Below are 13148 nucleotides of genomic sequence, written 5' to 3'. Positions count from 1 at the left end.
GTGCCATCCGTGGCGTTTTACACCTTAGGCTGCAAAGTTAATTTCTATGATACAGAGGCGATTTGGCAATTGTTCAAAAACGAAGGATACGATCAAGTGGACTTTGATGAACAGACAGCGGATGTATACTTGATTAATACTTGTACAGTAACCAATACCGGCGACAAAAAGAGCCGTCAAATTATTCGTCGTGCCATTCGGCGCAACCCAGAGGCCATTGTGGCCGTTACAGGCTGTTATGCGCAGACTTCTCCGGCAGAGATTCTGAACATCCCTGGCGTGGATCTGGTTATCGGTACACAGGACCGTGACAAGATTTTGCCATATGTTAATGAAATTCAGGAGTCCCGTCAACCGGTTAACGCGGTGCGTAATATTATGAAAACCCGTGTATTTGAAGAAATGGACGTACCGGATTTTGCTGACCGTACCCGCGCGTTCCTGAAGATTCAGGATGGTTGCAACAACTTCTGTACGTTCTGCATTATTCCGTGGTCTCGTGGTCTCTCACGCAGCCGGGAAGCGAACAGCATTGTTCAACAAGCGCATCAACTCGTACACGCCGGATACAAGGAGATTGTTCTGACTGGTATTCATACAGGTGGGTATGGGGATGACATGGAGAACTACGATCTGACCGATCTGCTGTGGGATTTGGATAAAGTTGAGGGTTTGGAGCGTATTCGAATTAGCTCGATTGAAGCGAGTCAGATCGATGACCGCATGCTCGACGTGATCAAACGTTCGGACAAACTCGTTCGTCACTTCCATATTCCGCTGCAAGCGGGTGATGATACAGTATTGAAACGCATGCGACGCAAATATACGACAGAAGAGTTCTACAACAAGATGCTTCGCATTCGGGAAGCGATGCCAGATGTAGCGATTACGACGGACATTATTGTTGGATTTCCGGGTGAGACGGATGAGATGTACCGTAATGGCTATGCGTTGATGCGGAAAATCGGTTTCTCCGAAATGCACGTATTTCCTTATTCCAAGCGTACGGGTACACCAGCAGCACGAATGGAAGATCAGGTGCACGAAGAGGTCAAAAATGCACGTGTGCATGAACTGATTGACTTGTCCGAGCAGATGCAGCTGGAGTACGCTGAGCAGTTTGTTGGACAGGTACTTGATGTTATTCCCGAAGGTGAAGCCAAAGGCCGCGAGGGAAGTGGCAAGCTACACGGTTATAGCGACAACTATATTCAACTGGTCTTTGAGGGAACGATGGATATGGTCGGTAAAGTGTGCCGAGTCAAAGTGGTTGAAGCTGGTGTCAACGAAAGTCAGGCTACGCTGGTACGTGTGTTGGAAGACAATCTTAAGTCCGCCGCGATGTAATCGAGGCGTCAGAAACAAGGATTTCATTTCCTTGGGGAGCTTACCCGGGAGATGAGGTCCTTCTTTTGCAAAAAATAAGATATTGAAGTCGATGGGGGAGAGCACGATGAACAAAAAAGAAATTTCAGCAGGCGGAGTTGTCTATAGAACAGAGGAAGACGGAAGTCTTCAAATTCAGCTTATCGTAGATCGTTATGGTAAAACGACTCTCGCCAAGGGCAAAATGGAAGATGGAGAAACAATTGAACAGACGGCACTGCGTGAGATTCTGGAAGAGACAGGCATGGTGGGCCGTATTGTGGAGCCAGTTGATATCATCGCCTATACGTACCAACATGCAGATTTTGGCCCGGTGGACAAGGAAGTTCATTATTATCTCGTTGAAGCCGAGAGTGGTGATCTACAGCCTCAGATTGAAGAAATCAAGGGTGTGGATTGGTATGCTCCGGAAGAAGCATGGTCTCTACAGCAGCAGAGCGGATATGATAATAACGATGATATCTTGCGTGTAGCCCTGAACAAGTTAGGCATTAACGTATAACGCACTATTGTTCGAGTCAGTTAGCCGCGCGCTCTGTGGGTCTGGATAGGCAGATCATCAAGCCACGGGTGACTTCGCCGCGGGGGCGTGGACCGGTGGTTTTTTGTGCCAGATTGGCAAGTAACAGAATGGCAAAGCGAGCAGTGAACTGGTGATGTTAAAAAGGGTCTGGGCATGCGCAATCTGTGCTCCGTTGTCCGCTGACAGCCAGGCCGAAGCTGCATGCAGCTGGCCGATCAGTGGCATAAACAGCAGCGCTCCCGCAATGTTTAATACAACATGGGAGGCTGCGACAAATTTGCCTGCGGATGCTCCGCCCGCGGCAGCAATGACAGCGGTGATGCAGGTCCCCACATTGGACCCGATCACAATGGCGATGCCGATCTCCACAGGCAATACCCCTGTGGCTGCGAGCGTAATCGCCATGCTAATGACAGCAGCGCTGCTGTGAATGAGGGCGGTAAGACATGCACCTGCCAGGAAGCCCCACCATAAGCTGTCGGCCGAGCGGTCGAGAAACCATTGGAAAACGCCCATGCTCCGTAAGGGTAAGGCAATGGATTGCATCACCTGAATGCCTGTCATAACAAGTGCAAATCCCGCAGCTGCGAGGAAGCTGTACTGGATGTTAAACAGAGTCCGGCGCGTGCGTTCAGGAGCAGCCAAATTACGTTCACCAAGTACAACAAACATGGCCCAGCCCGTCAGCGACAGGATGAGCAGCGGCAGGGAAGCACGTCCGATCTGCAGTCCCACCAGCTCCGTCGTCAGACATGTCCCGATGTTAGTGCCGAGGATGATGCCGAGTGTGCGTCCATAGGTAAGCAATCTCGCATTAGCCAGTCCAATGGTGAGTACGGTGACCGCAGTACTACTCTGCAACAGGGCTGTTGCACCCGCACTGAAAGCCATGCCTTTCCATGGAGCAGAAGTAGCGCGATTGAGCCAACCTGCCAGCATAGGTCCAGCCATGCGCTGCAAGGCCGTTTCCATCAGCTTCATGCCACCAAAAAAGATAATAAGCCCATAGAGTAAGGGCAATATAACATCTCTAAACATAGAAACATCATTCCTTCCGTCCGGTTCCTTAACTCATCCTATGAGTAAGAAAAGACAACCATGACAAGCCTAAAGGAATTCAGGGGGAAGTGACCTAAATTCCCCCACCCCAATTCGAAAGATACGGTGATTCGTGTAAACGTAGCGGAGGGACGAATCAAATCTGAAGAAGCGAAGCGTGCGCCTTTGTCTCCGGATTTTCCCTTTAAGAAAGGGAATCAAAAAATCTGGAGACAACAGCGATCGGAAGATCGATTCGTAACCGGAACGTCACTTAACTGCTGCACCCCAATTCGAAAGATACGGTGATTCGTGCAAGCGTAGTGGAGGGGACGAAATCGAATCTGAAGAAGCGAAGCGTGCGCCTTTGTCTCCGGATTTTCCCTTTAAAAAAGGGAATCAAAAAAATCTGGAGACAACAGCGATCGGAAGATCGATTCGTAACCGAAACGTCTCTTAACTGCCGCACCCCAATTCGAAAGATACGGTGATTCGTGCAAGCGTAGTGGAGGGGACGAAATCGAATCTGAAGAAGCGAAGCGTGCGCCTTTGTCTCCGGATTTTCCCCTTTAAGAAAGGGAATCAAAAAAATCTGGAGACAACAGCGATCGGAAGATCGATTCGAACCCGGAACGCCACCTGCGCGCCGCACCAAACCTATCTTTTCAACTAACTATGAAAGAAGTGGATCTACCTTGCCATCAGTTACACTCGAACGCAGTCGCAAAAAGCGGCTTGAACATGCACATCCATGGATATTTAACAATGAAATTGCTTCTGTTGACGGAAACCCGGAACCGGGAGATCTGGTCAATGTATTGAATCATCAAGGTCGCTATCTGGCGACAGGATATTACAATCCCGCATCTCAAATCACAGTAAGAGTTGTAGCGTATCAACCCTTGGAGTCCGAACAGATGGACACCGCGTTTTTTGCAGCGCGTTTCCGCGATTGCTTGCGTCACCGGGAACGTTTTATCCAGGATGGAGAGGCATACCGTCTCGTTTACGGCGAAGCAGATTTTCTACCAGGATTGATCGTTGACCGTTTCGGTAGCATCCTCGTTGTACAGTTGCTTACACTTGGCATGGATCGTTGCCGTGAAGCCATTGTACAGGCACTCATTGAAGTAATGCAGCCGGAAGGCATATATGAGCGCAGTGATGTCTCGATTCGTGAACTGGAAGGTTTGGAGCAGACCAAAGGTCGGCTGTACGGAGAGTGCCCACGGCATGTCACAGTTACAGAAAATGGACTACTTATTAAAGTGGATATCGTGGAAGGACAGAAGACAGGTTACTTCTTCGACCAACGTGAGAATCGTGCAGCGATCGAACCGCTTATGAAGGGTTGGGGCTACAAGAGTGGAATCACACTTCAAACGACCGAGCAGGATGGAACAGAGCAGCTCTTGCCTGTGAATAAAAGCGGTAAGGTAGTTACATTCCCTTATTGGGATGGTGCGACTGTACTGGAGTGTTTCTCACACACGGGCAGCTTTACGTTGAATGCTTGCAAGTATGGAGCTAAAAAAGTGACTTGTCTTGATATTTCGGAGCATGCCATTGAGAGTGCACGAACAAATGTGGAGTTGAACGGTTTTACCGACCGGGTCGAATTCGTAGTTGCTGATGCATTCCAGTACTTGCGTGAACAAGTGAAGGGACTGGATGAACGTACTGCACGTGCACGTGCAGGCGAACAGAAAGTGGATACATCCAAAGCGCTGGCAGCTGGCGGTAAAACATTTGATGTGGTCATCCTTGATCCTCCTGCATTTGCCAAAACGAAATCAGCAGTCAAAGGTGCATGCCGTGGATATAAAGATATCAACCTGCAAGGAATGAAACTGGTTAATGAGGGCGGATATTTGGTAACAGCCAGCTGTTCGTACCACATGCGTCCAGACCTCTTCCTGGATACGATTGCTGATGCAGCAGAAGATGCAGGCAAAGTGCTGCGTCTAATTGACTGGAAGGCAGCCGGTAAGGACCACCCGCAAATTTTGGGCGTGGATGAAGGACATTATCTGAAATTTGCTATTTTCGAAGTGCGCAGTAAAAAGAATTAATCGTATGATTTCCGTTTCAATTAAGTATAGATCAAGTCAAAAGTCCACAGTGTGATAGCTGCGGGCTTTTTGCTGTTTTGCTGTGTTAACGGAGATGATCTCCGGTTTTACCGGATAGTGGCAAACGTATGTTCCGAACCAAGTCAGATATGTTATACTGGGAATTAAAATCTTGTACGTGTGGTTTGGAGGATTAGACATGTCCGTTCGTTTTGTTATTGGCCGGGCAGGCAGCGGCAAAAGCTTGCTGATTACCCGGGAAATTACATCCCTGCTTCAAAAGGAACCGCAAGGTAAACCTTTGATTTTACTCGTTCCGGAACAGAGTTCTTTTCGAACAGAGCAGGCATTGGTGTCTTCTGGAGCAATTAAAGGTACGATGCGCGCAGAAGTGCTCGGCTTTCGCCGGTTAGCCTACCGCGTAATGCAGGAAGCCGGCGGTTCAGCTCGTATTCCGATCGGAGCCGAAGGCAAAAAGATGTTGCTTTACAAAGTAATCCAGCGTCGTAAGGAAGAATTAAAGCTGTTTGGTGCATCCGGCAGCCAGCTGGGTTTTATAGGGGAATTAAATGACTTATATAGTGAATTTAAACGTTATGAAGTTGATCCATCATCGCTGGAAGAAGGGCTGTCTGGATGGAATACCTCATCCTCTTCGCCAATTCTGGAGGACAAGTTGCATGACTTGAATCTAATATATCGTGACTATGAACAGGAACTGACCGAATTATATATTGATGATGAAGACACGTTGACCGAACTAACAGAGCGTTTGTCGGAAAGTGCATTGCTACAGGATGCCCAGATATGGATTGATGGTTTTCAGGGATTCACACCACAGGAGATGAGTGTGATTGGTCGGCTCATGTTGCAATCCTCTTCCGTGACGATTGCACTGACATTGGATCGTCCATATGATCACGGCGCACTGCCTGGAGAACTGGAACTGTTCTATCCCACGGCGAGTGCATATGCGCGCCTAAAAGGAATGGCTGAAGAGTTGGGTGTACCGAGCGATATAACCTTGCTAGATTCAGAGATTCCACCGAGATACAGGGATCGTCCGGGACTTGCTCATCTGGAAGCTGGCTTCGACCGCCGAATTCGTTGGAAAAGTGAAGGCCTTGATTCCGGAATCCGACTGGTTGCAGCGGAGAACCGACGAGCTGAGATGGAGGGAGCACTGCGTGAGATGCGGCGTCTGGCGCAAAACGAAGGTGCGCGTTATCGGGATATGGCGGTACTTGTCCGTCAGTTGGATACCTACGCTGATATAGCTGAACCGTTATTCAGGGATTATGGCGTACCCGTCTTTCTGGACCGCAGAAGAAATGAACTTCATCATCCATTATCTGAGTTTATCCGTTCCGCACTGGATATTGTTCGGCGCCACTGGCGTTACGAGGATGTATTTCGCTGTGTCAAAACGGACCTGCTGCTTCCGCGTGATGGTTCCATCACCCGTGAAGATATGGACCAGCTTGAGAATTATGCACTGGCCTGTGGTATTCATGGATATCGCTGGACTGACGGCAAACCGTGGAAGTATGTTCCTAGCTTATCGCTGGAAGACAACGGTCAGGATGGACGTAGTCGAGGACGGGACCAGATGCTTTCTTTAATGGAGAGCTGCCGAACGGTCATTACAGATTCCTTGGGTGTTTTTGAGAAACGAATGAAGAAGGCAAAGACAGCCAAAGCCCAGTGCGAGGCACTATACAGACTGCTGGAAGATGCTGAGATCCCATGGAAGCTGGAGAACATGTCTACTGAAGCTAAGGCGCAAGGTGACCCCGAACGGTCGAGAGAACATCGGCAGATGTGGGGAGCTGTGTTGGATCTATTGGATCAGATGGTCGATATGATGGGGAATGAACGGCTGGATATCACGCTGTTTGCCGGGATGATTGAGACCGGATTGACGGAACTGAAGCTGGGTCTGGTACCACCAGCACTTGATCAGGTATTGGTCGGTTCCATGGACCGTACACGTCTTCAGGACATCAAATACGTATTTGTCCTTGGCGCCGTTGATGGTGAATTACCTGCTGTACCTCAGGATGATGGCGTATTAACGGAACTGGAAAGATCGTTGCTGACAGAAAGAGGCGTGGCGCTTGGACCAGGTGCAACAAGGCAGATGCTGGATGAACGTTTTCTAATCTATACGGCACTTACAGCGGCAAGCAGCCAGTTGTGGCTGAGTTATCCAGTTGCTGATGATGAGGGGAAAGCACTGCTTCCTTCCGAGATTGTCCGTCATGTACGGAAAATGTTTGGTCTACAAGAACAGCCATTGCTGGCTCAACCACCGGTTGCGAACTCGGAAGAAGCTCATTGGTCCTATGTCACCCATCCGGGTCAAAGTCTGTCTGCGCTCATTGGACAATTGCGCAAATGGCGCCGTGGAGAAGACATTCCTGAAATGTGGTGGGCGGTCTACAATTGGCATGTAACTCGGGAGACAAGCAGACCTCAGCTGGAGCGGTTGATGAGATCGATTTTTTATCGTAATCGGGCATTACCACTACGCACAGCTACCAGTCGCAGATTGTATGGCACAGAGGTGAGGACGAGTGTTTCGCGAATGGAGCGTTTCGTAGCTTGTCCGTTCTCCCATTTTGCTTCGCACGGGTTGCGTCTCAAAGAACGGCAATTGTACCGTCTTCAGGCTCCTGATATCGGACAACTGTTTCATGCTGCACTTAGCCAACTGGCTATGCGGTTGCGTGAAGAAAATCGTAGTTGGGGCAGCTTGACTCCAGACCAATGCCGTAAGGAAGCCGAGCAAACCGTGGAGCAGATTGCACCACAGCTGCAAGGGGAGATTTTGCTAAGCACCAAGCGATACGGTTATATTTTCCGCAAATTGAAGGACATTGTTAGCCGGGCATCCGTTATTCTTGGTGAACAGTCCAGACGTGGAAGTTTTGAACCGATTGGATTGGAGCTTGATTTCGGACCGGATAAAACACTGCCGCCACTACGTTTTGAACTGGAGAACGGTTGTGTGATGGAGATCGTGGGTCGGATTGACCGTGTGGATGTGGCAGAAGGAGAGAATGGTCTGCTCTTGCGTGTCATTGACTATAAATCAAGCCAGACGGACCTCAAGTTACATGAAGTGTACTATGGTCTGTCATTGCAGATGCTCACCTATTTGGAGGTGCTGCTTAGTGCTGCAGAGGAATGGCTTGGGGAAACGGCGATGCCGGGAGGAACGCTGTATTTCCATGTGCATAACCCGCTGTTGCAATCCGCAAACGGCATGACATCAGAGCAGGCAGGACAAGAACTGCTGAAACGGTTCAAAATGAAAGGTTTGCTGCTGGCGGACCGGGATGCAATCGCACAAATGGACAACACCCTGGATAAGGGGTATTCAGCTATTATTCCAGTTGCTCTTAAGGCGGACGGAAGCTTTTATAGCAGTGCCGCTGTAGCTACGCCAGAGCAATGGGATACGCTGCTTGCTTCGGTTCGCAGTAATATCCGCGAGATTGGTACCCGGATTACAGATGGGGATGTGGCCATTGAGCCTTATCGTATTCAGCAGGAAGTGGCGTGTACGTTCTGTCCGTATAAACCTGTTTGTCAGTTTGATGAGAATATAGAAGGAAATGAATACAACCTGTTGTCCAAACCGGGCAAACAGCAAATCTGGGATATGTTATCTCACACCAAGGGAGGGGAAACATCATGACGAATATGCCAAAACCGGAAGGCAGCTTCTGGAGTGATGACCAGTGGAGTGCGATCTCCGAAAGCGGAGAAGATATCCTGGTTGCGGCTGCGGCGGGATCAGGCAAGACAGCCGTACTGGTTGAACGAATTATTCGCAAGATCGCCGATCCCTCCCAAGGATTCAGTGTGGATCGCTTGCTTGTAGCTACGTTTACCAAAGCCGCCGCCGCCGAGATGAAACAACGGATTCGGGAAGCGTTGGAACGAGCGCTGGAAGAACAGCCTGGAGAAGAGCATCTGCGTAAGCAGCTGTCGCTGCTTGGACGGGCATCTATTACAACGCTGCATTCATTCTGTATGGAAGTCATACGCCGTTATTATCAGCAAATTCCGTTGAACCCGGCTTTCCGTATCCTGAATGAAAATGAAGCGGAAATCATGCGCCAGGAACTACTTGAAGAACTATTTGAGGAAAAGTATGGCGAAGAAGATGAAGGGAGTACATTCCGTGAATTGGTGGACTGGTTCAGTGGAGAACGAAATGATGATGCGATGCATCGACTGGTGCAACGATTGTATGATTTCTCCCGCAGTCATTCCTGGCCGGATCATTGGCTCTCAGAGATGGCATCTGCTTTTCAGGTGGAAAGTGTGGAGGCACTTGGACATTCAGCATGGGTTCAGAGTATTTTGCGTGACGCGGCTCTTGCTTTAAGCGGTGCAGCAGGACTGCTCCGTCAAGGCATTCATATTTCCATGCAGCCCGAAGGTCCGGCACCTTATGCAGATACGTTAAAAGAAGATCTGGTGATGGTAGAAGAACTGTTGTCTGCGGCCCAGGTTATGCCGTGGGAGAGGTTGCCTGAAGTGTTTCAACCCGCTACATTTGGCAAATTGAAACCCTGCAAAAAAGATCAGACAGACCCTGCTTTACAAGATCAGGTGAAGGAACTCCGTGAGGCTGCGAAAAAGGCAGTTACCGACCTGAAAGGTTCATTGTTCGGAAGAGGTGCGTTTGCGTTCTGGCAGGAGTTGGAGCAAGCGGCACCACTCATGCAGGAGTTGTCGAGGTTGGTTAGTACATTTGGAGAACGTTATCGACAGGCCAAACAGGAACGTGGGCAAGTTGACTTCAGTGATCTGGAGCATTACTGTCTTCACATTTTGCGACATGAGGATTCAACGCCTGAACTGTCGATGCCTTCCGATGCGGCTATGGAGTACCGTTCGCGATTCGATGAAGTGTTGCTTGATGAATATCAGGATACCAATACGGTTCAGGAAGATATCGTGAAACTGATCTCCAGAGAAAACCCGGGTAACCGTTTCATGGTAGGTGATGTCAAACAGAGTATCTACCGTTTCCGGTTAGCCGAGCCGGGTCTGTTTATGAACAAGTATCGCCAGTATGGGGCGAGCACGCGTGAGGACGGAAACGATGAAGATCGCATGAATCGAACGGGTCAACGTATTGATCTTGCACGGAATTTCCGCAGTCGTGCGGAAGTCGTGCATTCAGTCAATATGATATTCCGCCAACTGATGAACGAAGGTGTGGCAGAGATTGCTTACGATGAACGAGCTCAATTGGCATATGGGGCTACGTTCCCGTCTGAGACGCTTGGCGATGAGGCGTATACACCTGAACTCATGCTGATTGATCGTCAGGGCGGTGGTCCTGATCTGACAGAGAGTACGGATGAGAACGGGGATTCATCGGTCTCCGCAGAACTGGAGAGTGCCGAACTTGAAACGGCCCAGTTGGAAGCGCGGGCGATCGCGAGGCGTATTCGTGAGATGGTTGGGGATACGGACAAACCTGCCCTCCATGTATATGACAAATCCCTGCAAACGATGCGCCCGGCACGTTATGGTGACATGGTCATCTTGCTGCGTTCGACCTTGATGTGGGCTCCGCTCATGATTGAGGAGTTCAGACAGCAGGGAATTCCTGCTGGAGGAGAACAGAGCAAGGGCTATTTTCAGGCTACAGAAGTGGAAATCATGATGTCTCTGCTTCAGCTTGTTGATAATCCAAGACAGGATATTCCTCTCGCTTCCGTGCTTCGTTCCCCGATTGTCGGACTGGATGAAGAGGAACTGGCACAGATTCGGCTTGGTGACAAAAGACAATCATTCTATGATGCGGTTATATCGGCTGCGGGAGATTGGAGCGATTCCTCCACTAATGCTGTACAACAATCTCGGCAGGATAACGATCCTGATTCCAATATGGTCCAGTTGCAGTGGCCGGAAGCCTGGTCAGAGATGGAACAGGGACAGCGGGAGACAGCAGCTTCTGTTGAGGCAGAGATTTTGGACGATGTATACGAATTTGATGTGCATAGAGATGGAATTCAAGATGCTGGTGTTACTGGACAGGCAAGCGAGGATATGGGAATAACGGAGATTTCAGGCTCGGAGCTGCAGCAAAAGTTAATTCGCTTTATGCTTCAATTGCAGCAGTGGAGGCTTGAGGCAAGACAAGGCAGTCTAAGTGAACTGATCTGGCGTATGTATCGGGAAACCGGGTATTTGGACTGGGTTGGTGGTCTTCAAGGAGGACTACAACGTCAAAGCAATCTTAAGGCATTGTACGATCGCGCACGACAATATGAGGAATCAACTGCGAATCGTGGCTTGTTCCGTTTCCTGACTTATGTCTCCAGACTGCGGGAAAATGGGGGAGATCTTGGAACTGTAGCAGGTAGTTCTGGTGAGCAAGACAACGCCGTACGGATTATGACGATTCACCGGAGTAAAGGTTTGGAGTTTCCAATTGTCTTTGTCGGTGGCATATCTAAGATGTTCAATCAGCAGGATCTGAACGCACCGTTTCTAATGCATAAGGAACTGGGATTTGGCCCGAGGTTTGTGGATCGTGAGAACCGGGTTGCCTATCCTACATTAGCCAATCTGGCGATTCGTCGTCGGGCGCAATTTGAACTGCTTGCTGAAGAGATGCGTGTGCTGTATGTTGCGTTGACTCGTCCCAAAGAGAAAATGATTCTGCTAGGTACCGTAAAAGATGCATCGAAAAAAGCACTGGCGTGGTCTCAGGTCAAAGATAGCCCTGAACTGGCATTGCCAGACTATCTGCTGGCTGCCGGACGGAGTTACCTGGACTGGATTGGACCATCCCTGATGAGACATCCAGATGCGGCTGTGCTGCGTGAACTTGCTGGAAGCAATGATTCGTTCTCAGCTTGTCTTGCAGATGATCAATCACGATGGGCGATCTCTATTATTTCCGCCGATCAGGTATCCCGTGACCATGTGGTGGATCAGACACTCGGAGAAGAAGACGGGATAAATGAGGTACGGAAAGAACGAATTGCTGCACTAAAAGCCGTCCAACCCGTGAAGTTGGTTACATCTTCAACTGTAGAAGAGCTGACGAAGAGTGCACAAGATGCAGTTAACCAAAACTTTGGAGATGAAGATGGAAATAAATTCGTTAATCAAGAAGAAGAGGCTCGGCTGATCCACGAGGTTGATCAACGGCTTTCATGGACATACCCCTATGAAGCAGCAACTCAAGTGGCAGCCAGCACATCTGTTACTGAGTTGAAAACGTTACTTGCGATGCAGGACATCCAGTCCGTAGAGGTGATGGAGAAACTGGGCGAGCAGTCCGAGACATTATTGGATCAGAACACCCCAGGAATCAATAACATCAAGGATGAAACAAGCCATTCTCATCGTGATGCATCCAGTGAATCTATCAAGCATGAGGCTGGGTTAGGGTCAGATTCAAACGGTACGATGAACGTTTCGGATGCGGGATCTGCGGGTACATCGTTCAAATTGCATCTGCGTCGTCCCAAATTTATGGGAGAAAAGCAATTGACAGGGACAGAGCGGGGGACCGTGTATCATACGTTGATGCAACATCTTCCTGTAGATGGATCAGTCATTGATTCACAGCTTATTGAGCAGACCATTCAGCGATTGGTGGAGCTTCAGATTTTGCTGCCACACCACGTGGAGGCTATCGAACTTGAAGAACTGGTCGGATTTTTCGATACAGAACCAGGGAAAGAGCTGTTGCGTGCAGCGTGGGTAAAACGGGAGATTCCGTTTGTGTATGGACTTCCGGCACATCAGTCCCCTGTGGAATGGCTACATGCGCAGTCTACGAACTCAGAAATTCAGACTGTGGATGAAGAAAATAAAATGCAGGCCACCATTGAAAATGAAACGGTGTTGGTCCGGGGAATTATTGACTGTCTGTATGAGGTGGACGGTGAGCTTGTGTTGCTCGATTACAAGACAGATCGGGTTTTGGAGCATCGCGGTGGACTGCGTACACTTACAGACAATTATGGCTTCCAGCTGGAGCTGTATGGACGGGCCATTGAAGATATATTGGGACGGAAAGTTGACCGGAAGTGGCTGTACTTTTTTGATGGTGGACATGCAGTGAAATTGTAAAAATATCGGAA

The 13148-nt window shown here is 49.2% G+C and carries 6 protein-coding genes; 5 read left to right on the top strand and 1 reads right to left on the bottom strand.

What is annotated here, in order from left to right; genetic code table 11:
- The gene (gene mtaB, locus MHI06_RS20795; RefSeq protein ID WP_340398952.1) at positions 1 to 1347 is read left to right on the top strand and encodes a tRNA (N(6)-L-threonylcarbamoyladenosine(37)-C(2))-methylthiotransferase MtaB; all 1347 of its coding nucleotides are present in this window, start codon (positions 1 to 3) and stop codon (positions 1345 to 1347) included.
- A 106-nt stretch (positions 1348 to 1453) separates the two neighbouring features.
- On the top strand, positions 1454 to 1888 hold the full coding sequence (locus MHI06_RS20790; RefSeq protein WP_340398951.1) for an NUDIX domain-containing protein: 435 nt from the start codon (positions 1454 to 1456) through the stop codon (positions 1886 to 1888).
- A gap of 57 nt (positions 1889 to 1945) precedes the next feature.
- On the opposite strand, the gene MHI06_RS20785 is transcribed toward MHI06_RS20790, so the two are convergent.
- Positions 1946 to 2947 (bottom strand): Na/Pi symporter, encoded by a 1002-nt coding sequence (locus tag MHI06_RS20785; protein ID WP_340398950.1) that lies wholly within the window; start codon positions 2945 to 2947, stop codon positions 1946 to 1948.
- 695 nt (positions 2948 to 3642) lie between these two features.
- Here MHI06_RS20785 and MHI06_RS20780 point away from each other — a divergent pair.
- From MHI06_RS20780 to addA, 3 genes are all read left to right on the top strand, one after another.
- Positions 3643 to 5019, top strand: coding sequence for a class I SAM-dependent rRNA methyltransferase (locus MHI06_RS20780; protein WP_340398949.1), 1377 nt, complete (start codon positions 3643 to 3645; stop codon positions 5017 to 5019).
- 199 nt (positions 5020 to 5218) lie between these two features.
- Entirely contained in the window at positions 5219 to 8722 is a 3504-nt protein-coding gene (gene addB, locus MHI06_RS20775) for a helicase-exonuclease AddAB subunit AddB (protein WP_340398948.1), read from the top strand.
- On the top strand, positions 8719 to 13137 hold the full coding sequence (gene addA / locus MHI06_RS20770) for a helicase-exonuclease AddAB subunit AddA (RefSeq protein WP_340398947.1): 4419 nt from the start codon (positions 8719 to 8721) through the stop codon (positions 13135 to 13137). Before addB ends, addA begins: the two co-directional genes overlap by 4 nt.
- Positions 13138 to 13148: the final 11 nt, after the last annotated feature.

The sequence above is a fragment of the Paenibacillus sp. FSL H8-0079 genome (assembly GCF_037991315.1).
Classification (GTDB): domain Bacteria; phylum Bacillota; class Bacilli; order Paenibacillales; family Paenibacillaceae; genus Paenibacillus.
This window is presented reverse-complemented; position numbering and strand designations above follow the sequence as displayed.